The sequence below is a fragment of the Pigmentiphaga soli genome (assembly GCF_039541095.1).
Classification (GTDB): domain Bacteria; phylum Pseudomonadota; class Gammaproteobacteria; order Burkholderiales; family Burkholderiaceae_B; genus Pigmentiphaga; species Pigmentiphaga soli.
In genome coordinates this window covers 89596-105889 of record NZ_BAABFO010000006.1, presented here as the reverse complement: position 1 = coordinate 105889, position 16294 = coordinate 89596, and the positions used below count along the sequence as shown (strand labels likewise).

The 16294-nt window shown below is 71.3% G+C and carries 12 protein-coding genes; 5 read left to right on the top strand and 7 right to left on the bottom strand.

Going from position 1 to position 16294, the window contains the following annotated elements:
* Window positions 1–28 precede the first annotated feature (28 nt).
* The 3 genes from mdoH to ggt form a co-directional block, all read right to left on the bottom strand.
* On the bottom strand, window positions 29–2308 hold the full coding sequence (gene mdoH, locus ABD927_RS07980) for a glucans biosynthesis glucosyltransferase MdoH (protein WP_345248086.1): 2280 nt from the start codon (window positions 2306–2308) through the stop codon (window positions 29–31).
* Window positions 2292–3914, bottom strand: a complete 1623-nt coding sequence (locus tag ABD927_RS07975; protein ID WP_345248084.1) for a glucan biosynthesis protein G — start codon at window positions 3912–3914, stop codon at window positions 2292–2294. The genes mdoH and ABD927_RS07975 overlap by 17 nt, the downstream gene beginning before the upstream one ends.
* 130 nt (window positions 3915–4044) lie before the next feature.
* Entirely contained in the window at window positions 4045–5823 is a 1779-nt protein-coding gene (gene ggt, locus ABD927_RS07970; protein WP_425570214.1) for a gamma-glutamyltransferase, read from the bottom strand.
* A 135-nt stretch (window positions 5824–5958) separates the two neighbouring features.
* On the opposite strand from ggt, the gene ABD927_RS07965 reads away from it, so the two are divergent.
* The 4 genes from ABD927_RS07965 to ABD927_RS07950 all read left to right on the top strand — a co-directional run bounded on the left by ABD927_RS07965 (window position 5959) and on the right by ABD927_RS07950 (window position 10850).
* On the top strand, window positions 5959–6660 hold the full coding sequence (locus ABD927_RS07965; RefSeq protein ID WP_345248082.1) for a response regulator transcription factor: 702 nt from the start codon (window positions 5959–5961) through the stop codon (window positions 6658–6660).
* A gap of 83 nt (window positions 6661–6743) precedes the next feature.
* The gene (locus ABD927_RS07960; RefSeq protein WP_345248382.1) at window positions 6744–8042 is read left to right on the top strand and encodes a sensor histidine kinase; all 1299 of its coding nucleotides are present in this window, start codon (window positions 6744–6746) and stop codon (window positions 8040–8042) included.
* Between the two features lie 225 nt (window positions 8043–8267).
* Window positions 8268–8660, top strand: coding sequence for a hypothetical protein (locus tag ABD927_RS07955; RefSeq protein WP_345248080.1), 393 nt, complete (start codon window positions 8268–8270; stop codon window positions 8658–8660).
* A 60-nt stretch (window positions 8661–8720) separates the two neighbouring features.
* Window positions 8721–10850 (top strand): TonB-dependent receptor, encoded by a 2130-nt coding sequence (locus ABD927_RS07950; protein WP_345248078.1) that lies wholly within the window; start codon window positions 8721–8723, stop codon window positions 10848–10850.
* 54 nt (window positions 10851–10904) lie between these two features.
* Here ABD927_RS07950 and ABD927_RS07945 read toward each other — a convergent pair whose 3' ends face one another.
* Together ABD927_RS07945 and ABD927_RS07940 are read right to left on the bottom strand one after the other, a co-directional pair.
* On the bottom strand, window positions 10905–11459 hold the full coding sequence (locus ABD927_RS07945; protein ID WP_345248075.1) for a LeuD/DmdB family oxidoreductase small subunit: 555 nt from the start codon (window positions 11457–11459) through the stop codon (window positions 10905–10907).
* A complete protein-coding gene (locus ABD927_RS07940) occupies window positions 11456–12769 on the bottom strand; it encodes a 3-isopropylmalate dehydratase large subunit (protein ID WP_345248073.1) in 1314 nt (437 codons plus the stop codon). The genes ABD927_RS07945 and ABD927_RS07940 overlap by 4 nt, the downstream gene beginning before the upstream one ends.
* 154 nt (window positions 12770–12923) lie before the next feature.
* On the opposite strand from ABD927_RS07940, the gene ABD927_RS07935 reads away from it, so the two are divergent.
* Window positions 12924–13841 carry a LysR family transcriptional regulator gene (locus ABD927_RS07935; RefSeq protein WP_345248068.1) on the top strand — a complete coding sequence of 306 codons (918 nt, stop codon included), beginning with the start codon at window positions 12924–12926 and terminating at the stop codon, window positions 13839–13841.
* Between the two features lie 134 nt (window positions 13842–13975).
* On the opposite strand, the gene fghA is transcribed toward ABD927_RS07935, so the two are convergent.
* Both fghA and ABD927_RS07925 read right to left on the bottom strand, forming a co-directional pair.
* A complete protein-coding gene (gene fghA, locus ABD927_RS07930) occupies window positions 13976–14827 on the bottom strand; it encodes an S-formylglutathione hydrolase (RefSeq protein WP_345248380.1) in 852 nt (283 codons plus the stop codon).
* 117 nt (window positions 14828–14944) lie between these two features.
* Complete coding sequence (locus ABD927_RS07925; protein ID WP_345248066.1) at window positions 14945–16051, bottom strand: S-(hydroxymethyl)glutathione dehydrogenase/class III alcohol dehydrogenase; 1107 nt, start codon at window positions 16049–16051, stop codon at window positions 14945–14947.
* Between the last annotated feature and the right edge of the window lie 243 nt (window positions 16052–16294).

Sequence of the window (16294 nt, the reverse complement as noted above, 5' to 3'; positions counted from 1 at the left end):
ATGGTAGCGGGGCCCTGGAGAGAGGGGCTTATTCCAGTGCCAGGTGCAGGCGGCCCAGCACCACCGGGTCGTCCAGCAGGCGCAGCTTCTGCGGCTCGGGCAGCCGCTCGGGGCCGGCCTGCAGGGCCTGTTCGAGCTGTGCCGCGCGGCTGCGTTCGATCAGCGGCACCGGGCGGTGCCGGCCGGTGGCCATCGCGCGCGCCAGTGCGTTGACCGCGCGGTCGCGCAAGGCGTCGACGAAGCGCGGCGGGGTCTGCTGCCGGTTGGCGTTGTCGTAGAAGCGCGTGGCGCGCAGCTCGAGCGGCGGGTCGGTTTCCTCGGGGATGCGGAACAGCGAGGCCTCGTAGGCGTCGCGGCCCAGGCTCACGCGGCTCGACAGCACCGACAGCGGCACCGCCAGCAGCAGCGAGGACAGGATCGGCACCATCCACCACAGGAAGTTGGGGTTGAGCCAGGCCACCAGCGCGCCCCAGCAGACGCCCAGCAGCGTCTGCAGGCCGTGGCGGCGCAGCGCCTCGCGCCACGAGGTTTCGTTGTTGACGCGCGCCGGCGATTTCCACTGCACCGACCAGCCCAGGAAGGCCGCCACCACGAAGCGGGTGTGGAAGATCATGCGGATCGGCGCCAGCAGCATCGAGAACAGCACTTCCAGCAGCATGCTCGACAGCAGCTTGCCCGGGCCGCCATAGCCCTTGCTGCCCTGCGCCCAGGCCAGCAGCACGCTCAGGATCTTGGGGAAGAACAGCAGCACCGCGGTGGAGCAGAACAGTACCAGCGCTTCTTCCGGGTGCCATTGCGGCCAGATCGGGAACAGCTGGTGCGGCGCCACGAAGTACTGCGGCTCGGTGAGCGTGTGCACGGCCAGCAGCGCGGTCGACAGCGCCAGGAACAGGAACCACAGCGGCGCCGACAGGTAGGACATCACGCCGGTCAGGAACACCGCGCGGTGCACCGGATGCAGGTCCTTGATCAGGAACAGCCGGAAGTTCATCAGGTTGCCGTGGCACCAGCGCTGGTCGCGCTGCAGCTCGTCCAGCAGGTTGGGCGGCAATTCCTCGTAGCTGCCCGGCAGGTCGTAGGCGATCCATACCCCCCAGCCGGCGCGCCGCATCAGCGCGGCTTCGACGAAGTCGTGCGACAGGATGGCGCCGGCGAAGCTGCCCTTGCCGGGCAGCGGCGCCAGCGCGCAGTGCTGGATGAAGGGCTCGAGCCGGATGATGGCGTTGTGGCCCCAGTAGTGCGATTCGCCCAGTTGCCAGAAGTGCAGGCCGGCGGTGAACAACGGCCCGTAGACGCGGGTGGCGAACTGCTGCACGCGGGCGTACAGGCTTTCCATGCCGGAGGCGCGCGGCGCGCTCTGGATGATGCCGGCCGCGGGGTTGGCGTCCATCAGCACGGTCAGGCGGCGCAGGCATTCGCCGCTCATCACGCTGTCGGCGTCGAGCACGACCATGTAGTCGTAGCTGGAGCCCCAGCGGCGGCAGAAGTCGTCGATGTTGCCGCTCTTGCGCTTGACGCGCCGCCGGCGGCGCCGGTAGAAGATCTTGCCGAAGCCCCGTACCGCGCGGCACAGCTCGACCCAGGCGCGGTGTTCCTCGACGCAGATGTCGGCCTTGTAGCTGTCGCTGAGGATGAAGAAGTCGAACTTGTCGAGCTCGCCGGTGCGCGCCACCGATTCGAAGGTGGCGCGCAGGCCGGCGAACACGCGCGCCACGTCTTCGTTGCAGATCGGCATGACGACCGCGGTGCGGGTGTCGGGCGCGATCGGCACGTTCTCGGCCACGGTGGCCGAAATGCTGTATTTGTCGCGGCCGATCATTAATTGCAGGAAGCCCATCAGCGCCGTCCAGAAGCCGGCCGACACCCAGCAGAACAGCAGCGCGAACAGCAGCAGGATGGCTTTTTCCAGCCATTGCGTGCCCTGGTAGGGCAGCACCGCCTTCATGTACCAGGTGGCCACCGAGGTCTGCGCCAGCACCAGCACCAGCAGCGCCATGCGGCGCGCCTGGCCGGCCGAGCGCCAGCGCGGCTTGGGCGGCGCCTCCAGCCGCTGCGCCTTGCGCGCGGCGCGCTCTTTCCTGCCGGCCAGCAGGCGCCAGCCGCGCACCAGCGGATTGGTGATCCACGGTTCGGGCACCATCGACGTGCGCCGCAGCGGCGGCGTCGAGGCGATGCGCACCGTGCCGTCGGCGTCGTGCCCCAGCACGCCGCTGTCGGCCAGTTCGGGGCCGTAGGCGCGGCACAGTTCCTCGGCCGCCGGGTCGGCCGCGGCCAGCGGGGCCGCGTCGGCCTTATTCAGCGGTTTCATTGGCGGGCACCTGGTAGCTCCAGGTTTCGGAAAGCGGCGTCTGGCCGCTGACCAGCGCGGCGCGCATTTCCACCGCCCGGGTGGGATCCTTGACCTTGATGCGCAGCGTGACGCGCCAGCCGCCGGTGGCCGGATTGCGGCGCAGGCTGTTTTCGAGCACGTCGGCGTTGCCGTTGGTGGAGAAGCTCAGCGACACCGGATCGGGCTGCTTGGACGCGGCCTTCTTGCGGGCGGGCGCGGCGGCGTCGGCCGGCGCGCTGAAATCGATCAGGAAGGCGGTGCTGCCGTCGGGCCGGCGGATCATGTCGGCGCCCTTGGTTTCGCCGGCGTAGCGGCGGGTCTGCTCGATCCGCGCCAGGCCGGGGCCGATCAGTTTCGCGTCGCCGCGGGTCCAGCGCATCGCGTAGTTGACGTCGAACGCCTCGCCGGGCTTGGGCGGCGTCTCGGGCACCCACATGGCGACGATGTTGTCGTTGGTTTCGTCGGCGGTGGGGATCTCGACCAGTTCGACCCGGCCCTTGCCCCAGTCGCCTTCGGGCTCGATCCACAGCGAGGGGCGCAGCTCGTAGCGGTCGTCGATGTCTTCGTAGCGTTCGAATTCGCGGCCGCGCTGCATCAGGCCGAAGCCGCGCGGGTTCTCGATCGAGAACGAACTGGTGGCCAGCCGCTTGGGGTTGTTGAGGGGCCGCCACAGCCATTCGCCGTTGCCCGCGTGGAACGACAGGCCGTCGGAATCGTGCAGCTCGGGACGGAAGTTGACCGGGCCGGTCGGCGGCTGGTTGGTGCCGTACAGGAACATGCTGGTCATCGGCGCCAGGCCGAGCTTGGCGACCGGCTCGCGCAGGAAGATGCGCGACCGCACCTGCACGGTGGTGTCTTCCCCGGGCGTGATCGTGAAGCGATAGGCGCCGGTGACGCGCCGCGAATCGAGCAGCGCGAACACCACGATGTGCTTGTCGGCGGACGACGGCCGCTGGATCCAGTATTCGACGAAGCGCGGGAATTCCTCGCCCGAGGGCACCGCGGTGTCGATCGCCAGGCCGCGCGCCGAGGCGCCGTAGACCTGGCCTTTGCCCACCATGCGGAAATAGCTGGCGCCCAGGAAGGAGGCGAGCTCGTCGTCGCGCTTGCCGCCGTCGTTGAGCGCGTACAGCAGCCGGAAGCCGGCGAAGCCGAGATCCTGCAGCAGCTTGGGGTCGAGCTTGCGGCCGCCGAAATCGAAATCGGCCGGGTCGTACTTGACCGGATGCACGCCTTCGGCATCGACCACGTTGACCTTGACGGGCAGGTCGAAGTACATGCCCTGGTGGTTGAAGACCAGCTGGAACGGCGTCTTGCTGCCTGCCCAGTAGTACTTCTCGCGGCGCATCTGGATCTGCTGGTATTCGGCGAACTTCAGGTCGCGCAGTTCCTTGGGCAGGGTGCTGGCGGGCGCCTTGTAGCTTTCGCCGGCCATGCTCTTGGCGCGTTGCGAAAGATCGTAGAAATCGAAGGCCTGTTGGGCCCGGGCGGGGGCGGCGGCGGTCAGCGCGCAGGCCAGCGCCAGCCCGGCGGCGGACAGACGGGAGGCGCATGCCCGCAGGGCAGGGAGGAAAAGCTCAGTCACGGAACCTCTTCGGATGACACGATTGGGGGCATCGGCGCAGCCCTCGATTTTAGAAGGCCGAGACGACAGGTAGGATACCGGCCCCCCTACAAGTAATACCAGATGTAGCGGTGCGGACCTTGGGCCGGCCTCAGCGGCCGGCAGCCGCACCATCGCGGCGCGGGTCGACGCCGGCCCGCAACAGGCCGTTGCCGAGGACTTCGATGGCGTGCACGCCACTTGGAAACGGTTGCACGCTGATGCGATGACCCAACGCCTGCAGCGCCGGGGCCAGCGTTTCGAGCGGCGTTCCGCGTTCGAGTTCCGTGGCGTGGTTGCGGCTGCCCATGTTGGGCAGGTCTGCCGCCGATTGTACGTCGAGCCCCCAGTCGAGCGTGGCGACCAGCATCTTGGCCACGTAGTTCGGGATCGCGCTGCCGCCCGGCGAGCCCGCCAGCAGCCGCAGCCGCGGTCCGGCGCCGGGCGCGCGCAGCACGATGGTGGGGGCCATCGCGCTGCGTGGGCGCTTGCCCGCCTCGACCCGGTTGGCCACCGGCCGGCCCTGGTCGTCGGCCGGCGACAGCGCGAAGTCGGTCAGTTCGTTGTTGAGCAGGAAGCCGCGCACGAACAGCTTGCTGCCGAATTCCTGCTCGATGGTGGAGGTCATGGCCACCGCGTTGCCGTCGTCGTCGACGATCGAAAGATGGGTGGTCGACGGCAGCTCGGGCGTGTCGTCGGCGCCGTAGGCCTGGCGCAGCCCGGGCGCGGGCTCGCCCGGCTCGGCATGGCCCATGCTGCGATCGGGCGCGATCAGGGCGGCGCGGCGCGCCAGGTAGGCGGGGTCCAGCAGCGCATCGGTGGGCACGTCGACGAAGGCGGGATCGGCCACGTAGCGGTCGCGGTCGGCGTAGGCCAGCCGTCCGGCCTCGGAAAAATAATGGACCGCCGCGGCCGATTCGGGCGCCAGCCGCCGGATCGGCGTGTGGCTCATGAGGGTGAGCATCTGCTGTACGGCTATGCCGCCGGAGCTGGGCGGCGGCACGCCGCAGACGGTATAGCTGCGATAGGGCCGGCACAGCGCCGGGCGCTCGATGGCGCGGTAGCCGGCCAGATCGGCCGCCGTCATGTCGCCGGGCGGCGTGGCGTGCGCGACGGCGGCGGCGATGTCGGCGGCGATGGGGCCGCGGTAGAAGGCGTCGGCGCCGCCGCGGGCGATCCGGCGCAGGGTGTCGGCCAGCGCCGGGTTGCGCAGCCGCTCGCCGGCCGCGCGCGGCCGGCCGTCGGCGCGGTAGAAATAGGCGCGCGCCGCCGCGTTGCGCGCCAGCCGCTGGTTGCCGGCGATCTGCCGCGCCAGGCGCGGCGACACCGGGAAGCCGCGCTCGGCGGCGTCGATGGCCGGCTGCAGCAACGACGCCCATGGCAGCCGACCGTATTTCCGGTGCGCCAGCTCGAGCGCGCGCAGCACGCCCGGCACGCCCACCGACAGGCCGCTGTCGACTGCGTCGGGGAAGGGCATGGGCCGGCCGCCGCGCAGGAAGCGCGCGCCGCCGGCGGCGGCCGGCGCGGTTTCGCGGCCGTCGATCACGGCGACGGCGTCGTCGCGGGCGGAATAGACGATCATGAAGGCGCCGCCGCCCAGGCCCGAGGATTGCGGCTCGGTCAGCGCCAGCATCATCTGCGCCGCGATCGCCGCATCGACCGCGCTGCCGCCGGCGTCGAGCACGCCTTCGGCGGCGCGGGTGGCCTGCGGATTGGCGGTCACGGCCATGTGGCGGCGGGCATAGAGCGCCTGGCGCTCGACGCGGCCGGTGTCGATTTCCGGGTTCGCGTCGGGGCCGTCGGCGCTGGCCGGCCGCGCCATGACGGCGGCCAGCAGGGCGGCGCAGGCCAGGGTTGCCGCGCGGCCGCGTGTCCGGCATGGGTTTCGCATCGTGAAGCATCCTGTCGCGGCACCGTCGCCGCAAGGGCGACCTTACCGCAATTCGCCGGCGCGAACGGGCATACACTTGCGGTTCGGAGCCCGCAGGCCGCCGCGGCGGCCCAGGGCCGCACTTCCGGGCCGACCATGACCGAGCCGCATCCCCGCCTGCTTATCGTCGAAGACGACGCGGCCATCGCCGCCAACCTGTATTCCTATTTCGAAGCCAAGGGCTTCGTGGTCGACGCCGCCTACGACGGCCAGTCCGCGCTGTACCGGCTGGGCACCGACGGCTTCGACGCCATCCTGCTCGACATCGGCCTGCCCGGCGCCGACGGCATGACCGTGCTGCACCGGCTGCGCAACGAGCTGGCGCTGCCGACGCCGGTGCTGCTGCTGACCGCGCGCGACGAACTGGGGCAGAAGCTGACCGCCTTTTCCGAAGGCGCCGACGACTACGTGACCAAGCCGTATGCGCTGGCCGAGGTCGAGGCGCGGGTGCGCGCGCTGCTCAAGCGCGCCAGCGGCGAGGTGGCCAACCCGGTGCGGCGCTTCCACGACCTGGCCTTCGACGCCCGCACCCGCACCGTCAGCGTGGCCGGACGCCCGGTGCGGCTCACGCCCAAGGGCGCCCGCATCGTCGAAACGCTGATCCGCGACCCCGGCCGCGTGGTGCCGCGCAGCCAGCTCGAGCACGCGCTGTGGGGCGGCGACGTGCCCGAGCGCGACGCGCTGCGCAGCCAGATTCACCTGCTGCGCAAGGCGCTGGCCGACGCCGGCTTCGACGGGCTCGACACCGTCCATGGCCAGGGCTACCGGCTGGTGGCGGGCAAGGGGGCGCCGGCGTGAACGCGCCGGGCCGCGGGGAGGACGCCGCGCCGCGGCACGAGGCGCCGCCGGCCCCCGCGCGGTCGGCCGCCGTGTCCAGCGTGCTGTCTACCCGCCGGTCGCTCAGGCTGCGGGTGACGTGGGCGCTGACCGGCGCGGTGGCGCTGTTCGTCGCGCTGCAGGCGGTGCTGGTGTATCTGGTGCTGGCGCAGCAGGAAGACGCCCTGGTCGACCAGATCGTGATGACCGAGGCCAGCCGCCTGGTGCACCGGATCGAGAACCACGAGATCGAGCCGCCGGCCCACGGCGAGATTTCGCTCGGCCCCAGCCTGCATGCCTGGTACGCGGCCAACCATGTCGAGCCGGCCGAGCTGCCGGCGCCGCTGCGCGGAATGCCGCTGGGCGCGCGCCAGCTCGAACCGGGCGAGCAGGTATGGCACGTGGTGGTGGCCGATGCCGGCGGCGGCCGCGTGTACGTCGTCTACGACGCCACCGCCAACGAGGCGCGCGTCTACCGCTTCGGCGCGATCCTGGTCGGCCTGTGGCTGGCCTGCGTGCTGGCCGGCTATTGCCTGTCGCGGGTGGTGGCCGGGCGGGTGGTGCGCCCGATGGTCGAGGTGACCGACCGCATCGCCGGCTGGGCGCCCGGGGCGCCGGTGATCCGGGTCGACCGCGACGACGAGGCGGGGCGCCTGATCGAGGCCTTCAACCGCGTGCAGGACCGCGTCGACCGCTCGATCGCGCGCGAGCGCGAGTTCTCCGCCAACCTGAGCCACGAGGTGCGCACGCCGCTGACGGCCATCCGCACCGACGCCGAGTTGGCCGGGCTCGACGGCGATGTGCCGGCGCCGGTGCGCGAGCGGCTGGCGCGCATCACCCGCAGCGTCGACGAGATCGCCGCCACGCTGGACGCCACCCGGGCGATCAGCAGCGCCGAGCCCGGCCCCAAGGAAACCGTGGTGCTGGCCGAATGCCTGGGCGACGCCTGGAGCGGGCTGCGCGAACAGGCCGCCCGCGCGGGGCTGGGACTGGTCGACGAAGTGCCGCGCGACGCCGTGGCCAGTCTCGACCGCTACGGGCTGCTGATCGTGCTGCGCAACCTGATCCGCAACGCCATCGACCATGCGGCGCCGGCCACGCTGACGATCCGGATGGAGGACGGCGGCCTGTCCTTCGCCGACGACGGGCCGGGCATCCCGGCGGCCGACCTGCCGTTCCTGTTCGAGCGCTATTATCGCGGCCGCCTGAAGGACCGGCGCGGCGGCGAGGCCGAATCGGCATGGCGCGGGCTCGGGCTGGCGATCGCCAAGCGGGTGTGCGACCTGCACGGCTGGCGGCTGTCCGTCAGTTCGCGGACGGAGGGCGCGCAGCGGGGCACGCGCTTCACGCTGCAGTTCGATTGAGGCCCGCCCCTACGCGCTTCGCGCGCCGCTAGAGGGGCGATGCGGACGGACCGGCGGAACCGGATCCGCCGCATCCTGGACGGGATGGCGCAGTTTCATGCGTCAGGGAGGGGCGCAGCGCCATGGATAGCTGATGCAACCTTGTTGCAGAACTGGTACAGTAGCCGACTCGCGGTTCCACGGGTATCCGATCCGCCGCTGCTTTCCTAAGGATTTCCACTCGCCATGCCGCCCCGCGCGACCCCGATGAACCGGCTGCGCCGCCCTGGCCAGGCCCGCCTCTGGCTGGGCGGGTTGCTGGCGGCGGCGCTGCTGGTTGCGCAGTTCGCCGGGCTGGCCCACCAGGTGCGCCATGGCGGCACGGCCGGGATCGCTGTCGCGGGGCAGGCCGGCGCCGAGCACGAATGGACGCCCTGGCTGGGCGGTGACGAGCATTCCTGTGTGCTATTCGACGGCGCCACCTTCGACAGCGGGCCGCCGGTCGTTACCTCCGAACCCGCTTTGCGGCCGCCGTGCGGCATGGCCGTGGCTTCTACCGCGGCGCGTCAGCCCGACCTGGCGTCGCCGCGCCGCTTCCTTTCCCGCGCCCCGCCCGCGATGGACAGCACGTCGTCGTAATCCCGCACGCGGGCCGTCCGGCCTCGCGTGCGACGTCCATCGCACTTTCGAGGCCATCCCATGTATTTCTCGCCCTCTTCGCGACTGACGCCGCTCGCCGCGGCCGTCGCGCTCGCCTTCCATGCCGCCGCGTCGGCGCAGACCGCGCCCGTCGGCACCACGCCCGCCGCTACCCAGCCGGCCGCCGCGCAAGGCCCCACGCTGCGCGGCATCGTCGTCACCGCCAACCCGCTCGGCAGCGACCTGATCGACCTCGTGCCCGCGGTGTCGACGCTCGACGGCGACGACCTCGCGGTGCGGCGCGGCAGTTCGCTCGGCGACACGCTCGATGGCATGCCCGGCGTGTCGTCCAGCTATTTCGGCCCCAACGCCAACCGGCCCGTCATCCGCGGCATGGACGGCGACCGCATCCGCATCCTGCAGGACGGCGGCGCCTCGCTCGACGCCTCGGCGCTGTCCTACGACCACGCGGTGCCGATCGACCCGCTGGCGGTCGACCGGGTCGAGGTGGTGCGCGGTCCCGCCGCCCTGCTGTACGGCGGCAGCGCGCTGGGCGGCGTGGTCAACGTGATCGACAACCGCGTGCCGAAGTATCCGGTGGAAGGCGTGCACGGCGCGGTCGACCTGACCGGCGGCGGCGCCGACGCCGAGCGCGGCGGCAGCGCCAAGGTCGAGGCCGGCAACGGCAGCATCGCCATCCACGCCGACGCCTTCCACCGCGAAACCAGCGACCTGCACATCCCCGGCTACGCGCGCAGCGCCCGGCTGCGGGGCGAGGAGCCGCTGGAGCCCGGCGAAAGCGAACCCTACGGCCGCCTGCCCAACAGCAGCGCGCGCCAGAACGGCGGCGCGGTCGGTGGCTCCTACACCTGGGACGACGGCTACGTGGGGGCCAGCTACAACGGCTACCGCGCCAACTACGGCACCGTGGCAGAAGAAGACGTGCGCATCGACATGAAGCAGGACCGCTTCGCGCTGGAAGGCGAGGCGCGCAACCTGGGCGGCGGCGACGGCTTCTTCCGCACGCTGCGCGGCAAGCTCAACTACACCGACTACGAACACCGCGAAATCGAAGACGGCGAGGTCGGCACCACCTTCAAGAACCGCGGCTGGGACGCGCGCATCGAGGCGCAGCACGCGCCCATCGGGCGCATGAGCGGCGTGCTGGGCGCCGAGTTCACGCACAGCACCTTCTCGGCGCTGGGCGAGGAGGCCTTCGTGCCGTCCACCGATACCGACACCGCGGCGCTGTTCCTGTTCGAGGAACTGCCGCTGGATCAAACCGACCGGTTGAAACTGAACTTCGGCGGCCGGGCCGAACACGCCAGCGTCGACGCCAGCGCCGGCGGCAATCCGCGCTTCTCCGACGCCAAGCGCGATTTCACCGCCGGCAGCCTGTCGACCGGCCTGCTGTACAAGCTGAATTCCGACCTCACCGCCACCGGCAGCCTGGCCTACACCGAGCGCGCGCCGACCTTTTACGAACTGTTCGCCAACGGTCCGCACGTGGCCACGGGCACCTACGAACTGGGCGACCCGAATGCCGAGAAGGAGAAGGCCGTCTCGTTGGACCTCGGCCTGCGCATGCAGCGCGGCGACTACCGCGGCAACGTGTCGGTCTACTACAGCCGCTTCAGCAACTACCTGGCGCTGGCGTCCACCGGCAACATCCGCGACGAGGACGGCGAACTGGTCGCGCCGGGCACGCCCGATTCGCTGCCGGAATACCGCTACCTGGGCGTGCCGGCCAAGATATACGGGCTGGAGGCCGAGGGCAGCGCGCCGCTCGCGCGCGGCCTGCTGTCCGGCGCCGACAAGCTCGACCTGCAACTGCGCGGCGACCTGGTGCGCGGGGTCAACCGCGACACCGGCGAGGCGCTGCCCCGGCTGGCGCCGTGGCGGCTGGGCTCCTCGCTGGTATACGGCAGCGGCCCGTGGGGCGCGCGGGTCGACGTGTCCTACGTGGCGGCACAGAAGCACGTGCCCTCCGGCGACACCGAGACCGGCAGCTACACCCTGGTGGGCGCGGCCGTCACCTACCACTTCCGCTGGAAGGGGATGGACTCGCTGGTCTACCTGCGCGGCGACAACCTGACCAACCGCGAAGCGCGCACGGCGACCTCCATCCTGCGCGACATCGCGCCGCTGGGCGGCCGCGCGGTGCGCGTGGGCCTGCGCACCACCTTCTGACGGCGCCGCCCGGCGGCCTGGCAGGCGTCCGGACCGCCGCGGCGGAACCGGCCGTCAGCCGGCGCGGGCCGGCATCCTGCCGGCCGCGCGGGCGTAGGCGAACAGGCCGCCGGCCTCGACGATGCCGGCCAGTTCGCCCACCGGCTCGATGGGCGCGTCGACCCGGCCGTCGGGCGTGCCCACGCGCCGTTCGTCCACCCACACCGCGATCTCGTCGCCGGTGCGCACGGCCTCGTTCAGGCGCGCGGCGCAGCCGACCGGCAGCAGTTCGCCGGTCGACACGCAATTGCGCAGGAAGATGCGCGCGTACGAACGGGCCACCACCGCCCGCACGCCGGCCGCGCCGAGCGCGATCACCGCGTGCTCGCGCGACGAGCCGCAGCCGAAGTTGTCGCCGGCGACGATGATGGCGTAGGGCGACGTGCCCGAGGCCGGGTCGACGAAGGGCGGGAAGCCGTCGGGCAGTCCGCACATCGCCAGCCGGCCCAGCCCGGCATAGCCGTCGGGCGAGGATGGGTCGAGCTTCAGGTGTTCGGCGCTGATGATCTGGTCGGTGTCGATGTGGTCGCCGAGCACGTAGGCCCGGCCGCGGATGATCCTGCCGTTCATGCGGCGCTCCCTTCGAAGTAAGGCCGGGCATCGGCAATGCGTCCGGCGATGGCCGAGGCCGCCACGGTGTACGGCGAGGCCAGGTAGATGCGGGCCTGCTTGTGGCCCATGCGGCCGACGAAATTGCGGTTGGTGGTGGAGATCACGGCCTGCGGCGCATCGACCCGGCCGAAGGTGTCGGCCGGTCCGCCGCAGCAGGCCGCGCAGCTCGGCTCCGACGACAGCGAGACGCCGGCCCCGGTCAGGATCTCGTACACCGATTCGCCGTCGATGCGGGTGGTGATCACGCCGTGCAGCACTTCCTTGGTGGCCGGCACGGCGAAGGTCGGCACCGCCACCTGCCGGCCGCGCAGCACGCGGGCGGCGGCCACGAAGTCTTCCAGCTTGCCGCCGGTGCACGAGCCGATGTAGGCGCGGTCCAGGCGCACGTCGCCCAGCCGGTCGGCGTCTTCCACGTTGTCGGGCGCGTGCGGCCTGGCCACGCGCGGGCGCAGCGCGCCGACGTCGATCTCCAGCACGCGCGCATAGGCGGCGCCGCGGTCGGGCTCGAGCGCGTCGAAGCCGACGTCGGTGCGCGCGCGCAGGTAGTCCAGCGTGGCGGCGTTGGGCGCCATGATGCCGTTCTTGGCGCCGCATTCGACCACCATGTTGCACAGGGTCATGCGTTCTTCCACCGTCATCGCGTCGACCGCTTCGCCGCCGAATTCGAGCGCCATGTAGGTGGCGCCGGCCACGCCCAGGCGGCCGATCACCTCCAGGATCACGTCCTTGGCCATGACCGCCGGCGGCATGCGGCCATGCAGTTCGACGCGGATGGTGTCCGGCACCTTCAGCGGCAGCGTGCCGGTGCCCAGCGCGAAGGCGGCGTCGGTGTTGCCGACGCCGATCGCGAAGGTGCCGAAGGCGCCCGCGGTGACGGTGTGCGAATCCGTGCCCAGCAGCACCTCGCCCGGCCGGTCGTGGCCGCCCTCGGCCAGCGCCACGTGGCAGACGCCGCGGTAGCCCGGGGTGCCGACGTCGTAGAAATGCCGGATGCCCTGCTCGGCGGCGAACTCGCGCATCAGGCGCACGTTGCGGTTGGCCAGCGGGTCGGCGGTGTAGATGAAATGGTCCGGGATCATGACGAAGCGGCCGGCGTCCCACACCTTGGCGGCGGCGCCGAATTCGCGCTTGAAGATGCCGGCCACGCCCGGCATACAGGGGTCGTTCGACATCAGCACGTCGACCTTGGCCCACAGCAAGTCGCCGATGTCGGCATGGGCGCGGCCGGCGGCCCGGGCCAGGATTTTCTGGCTGAGCGTCTGCTGCATGAAAAGCTCCTCGAAAGTGCCCGCCGCGCATCGCCGCCGGCACGGTGCCGGCCGCCGCGATGGGCGCGGCGCGTGAGGGGCAACGTATCATCGGCCTGGGAAGGCCAAGAACGATGGCAGATAAAATGCCATTATTGTTTCCAGGAGCGGACAGTTGAACGCCATCGAGCAGCTCGCCTGCATGGCCGCCTTCGCCCGGGTGGTCGACACCATGAGCTACACCCGCGCCGCCGCCGCGCTGGGCGTGTCGAAATCGGCCGTCAGCAAGGACGTGGCGCGGCTGGAGGAAGCCCTGGGCGTGACGCTGCTGCGGCGGACCACGCGCCGCATCGACGTGACCGAAGTGGGCCGCGCCTACTACGACTACTGCGCGCGGCTGCTGGCCGAGCAGCGCAGCGCCAACGCCTTCGTGCGCCAGTACGCCGACGAGGCGGCCGGCAACCTGCGGGTGGCGGCGCCCGTCACTTTCGGCAACCGCACCGTGGCGCCGGCGCTGTGCGAATTCGTGGGCCGCAACGTGCACGTGCAGGCCGACCTGGAACTGACCGACCGCATCGTCGATCCGCGGCAGGAGGAACTGGACGTGGCGGTGGTGATCGCGCGCGAGCTGCCCGAGGGCCTGCAGGCGCGCGCGTTGATGCCGATCGAATGGGGCCTGTACGCCAGTCCCGCCTACCTGGACGGCGCGCCGCCGGTGCGCCAGCCCGACGACCTGCGGCGGCACGGCTTCCTGTCGTTCCAGGGCCCCGCCCACTGGCCGGCGCTGCCGCTGCGCAAAGGCCGGCGTGCGGTCGAACTGAAGGTGCGGCCGCTCATGCGGGCCAACAACAGCACGGCGCTGCTGCGCGCCGCCCAGGCCGGCCTGGGCGTGGCCTACCTGCCACGCTACGTGGTGGGCGACGCGGTGGCCGACGGCAGCCTGCGGCGCCTGTTGCCCGACTGGCTGTCGGACGCCAGCACCGCCTACGCGGCCTGCGCGCCGGCGCGCTTCCTGGTGCCGCGCGTGCGGCTGTTCGTCGACACGCTGGCTGAATATTGCGCCGGCGAGGCGCGGCGGCTGGCGGACGGTTGATGTCCCGCTGCGGGATGCCCGGCCGCACGCGCTTGGCGACGGCGGCGCGCAGGCGCTCCAGCCGGCTGTCGAGCTGGCGGATGAGGACGCCGGGCCATGGCGAGACCGCAGGCCGGGGCCACCCTCTGGCCCCGTCAGGCGCCCAGCGCCCGCGCGTGGAACGCGAGATGATCTTCGATGAAGGTCGAGATGAAGTAATAGCCGTGGTCGTAGCCTTCGTGCCGGCGCAATGTGAGCGGCTGGCCGGCCTGGCGGCAGGCTTCTTCGAAGGCCTCGGGGCGCAGCTGTTCGGCCAGGAAGCCGTCGGCCAGCCCCTGGTCGACCAGGATGCCGCCGGGGAAGGGCGCGCGGCTGCGGCGCATCAGCGCGCTGGCGTCGTACGCTTCCCAGGCATCGCGGTCGGGGCCGAGGTAGTTGCCGAAGGCCTTGTGCCCCCACGGGCACGTGGCGGGCGCGGCGATCGGCGCGAAGGCCGACACCGAACGGTAGCGGTCGCGGTTGCGCAGCGCCAGCACCAGCGCGCCATGGCCGCCCATCGAGTGGCCGAAGATGCCGGCGCGCCCCGCGTCGCCCGGCAGTTCGGTGGTGGCCAGCCCGAACAGCTCGCGCGTGACGTAGCTGTCCATCCGGTAATTGGCCGCCCACGGCGCCTGCGTGGCGTCGACGTAGAACCCGGCCCCCACGCCGAAGTCCCAGCTGTCGGCCTCGCCCGGGATGCCGGCGCCGCGCGGGCTGGTATCGGGCGCCACCAGCATGATGCCGTGGCGCTCGGCAAAGCGCTGCGCGCCCGCCTTGATCATGAAGGTCTCTTCGGTACAGGTCAGCCCGGCCAGATAGAACAGCACCGGCACGCGGCCCTGCGCCGCGCGGCTCGGCACGAAAGCCGAAAACCGCATCGGCAGGCCGATCTCCGCCGACGGGTGCCGATAGAAACGCTGGCTGCCGCCGAAGCAGCGATGTTCGCTCAGCAACTCGAGCATCCTGATCCTCATCGATGCGAATGCATTGGAAAACTGCCCGGGTCCATCGAGGACGCCGCCGGTCCGGCTCCGCCGGTCGGCCAGCGTCGCCCCTGGGGGACGCGCGAAGCGCGCAGGGGGGGCCTAATACAGCACTACCGAGCGGATCGACTCGCCGCGCTTCATCAGGTCGAAGCCTTCGTTGATGCGCTCCAGCGGCAGCGTGTGCGTGATCAGTTCGTCGATCTTGATCTTGCCGTCCATGTACCAGTCGACGATGGTGGGCACGTCGGTGCGGCCGCGCGCGCCGCCGAAGGCCGAACCCTTCCATTCACGGCCTGTCACGAGCTGGAACGGCCGGGTGGAGATCTCCTGGCCGGCAGCCGCCACGCCGATGATGTACGACTGGCCCCAGCCCTTGTGGCAGCATTCGAGCGCCTGCCGCATGGTGGCGGTGTTGCCGATGCATTCGAAGCTGTAGTCGGCGCCGCCGTCGGTCAGCTGCAGGATGTGGTCGACCACGTTGCCGACCTCTTTCGGGTCGATGAAATGCGTCATGCCGAACTGGCGGCCCAGCGCCTCGCGCGCCGGGTTCAGGTCGACCCCGATGATCTTGCCGGCGCCCACCATCTTCGCGCCCTGGATCACGTTCAGGCCGATGCCGCCCAGGCCGAACACCACCACGTTGGCGCCAGCCTCGACCTTGGCGCTGAACACCACCGCGCCCACGCCGGTGGTCACGCCGCAGCCGATGTAGCAGGCCTTGTCGAACGGCGCGTCTTCGCGGATCTTCGCCAGCGCGATCTCGGGCACCACGATGTAGTTGGAGAAGGTCGAGGTGCCCATGTAGTGGAACAGCGGCTTGCCGTCCAGCGAGAAGCGCGAGGTGCCGTCCGGCATCAGGCCCTTGCCCTGGGTGGCGCGGATCGCGCCGCACAGATTGGTCTTGCGCGACAGGCAGAACTTGCACTGGCGGCATTCGGGCGTGTAGAGCGGGATGACGTGGTCGCCCGCCTTGACGCTGGAGACACCGGGGCCGGCCTCGAGCACCACGCCGGCGCCCTCGTGGCCCAGGATGGCCGGGAAGATGCCCTCCGGATCGGCGCCCGACAACGTGTAGTAGTCGGTGTGGCAGATGCCGGTGGCCTTGATCTCGACCAGCACCTCGCCCGCGCGCGGGCCTTCGAGGTCGACTTCTTCGATGGTGAGCGGGGCGCCGGCCTTCCAGGCGATCGCGGCTTTGGTCTTCATCGGGCTTCTCCGGTAGATGGCTGCTGCGCCGCAGCGCGGGCGCACGGTTCCCCGGCATTGTAGTGCTCCCCGTGCCTCGCGAGACCCGGCCCGCGAGCCTCTGCCCCGACCCGGGACGCCGCGGATCCGGCTCCGCCGGTCCGCCAGCGTCGCCCCCTGGGGGAGCGCGAAGCGCCCGGGGGGCCATATTCGGGGACCATATTCTTCTAAATAAATCTGCTTTACTGCCGTCAACCATGCGTT

Excerpts from the sequence above, each read along its gene's own strand:
- ABD927_RS07950 (WP_345248078.1), top strand. The coding sequence starts at position 8,721 with ATGTATTTCTCGCCCTCTTCGCGACTGACGCCGCTCGCCGCGGCCGTC.
- ABD927_RS07955 (WP_345248080.1), top strand. The coding sequence starts at position 8,268 with ATGCCGCCCCGCGCGACCCCGATGAACCGGCTGCGCCGCCCTGGCCAG.
- ABD927_RS07925 (WP_345248066.1), bottom strand. The coding sequence starts at position 16,051 with ATGAAGACCAAAGCCGCGATCGCCTGGAAGGCCGGCGCCCCGCTCACC.
- ABD927_RS07965 (WP_345248082.1), top strand. The coding sequence starts at position 5,959 with ATGACCGAGCCGCATCCCCGCCTGCTTATCGTCGAAGACGACGCGGCC.
- ABD927_RS07945 (WP_345248075.1), bottom strand. The coding sequence starts at position 11,459 with ATGAACGGCAGGATCATCCGCGGCCGGGCCTACGTGCTCGGCGACCAC.
- ggt (WP_425570214.1), bottom strand. The coding sequence starts at position 5,823 with ATGCGAAACCCATGCCGGACACGCGGCCGCGCGGCAACCCTGGCCTGC.
- ABD927_RS07940 (WP_345248073.1), bottom strand. The coding sequence starts at position 12,769 with ATGCAGCAGACGCTCAGCCAGAAAATCCTGGCCCGGGCCGCCGGCCGC.
- mdoH (WP_345248086.1), bottom strand. The coding sequence starts at position 2,308 with ATGAAACCGCTGAATAAGGCCGACGCGGCCCCGCTGGCCGCGGCCGAC.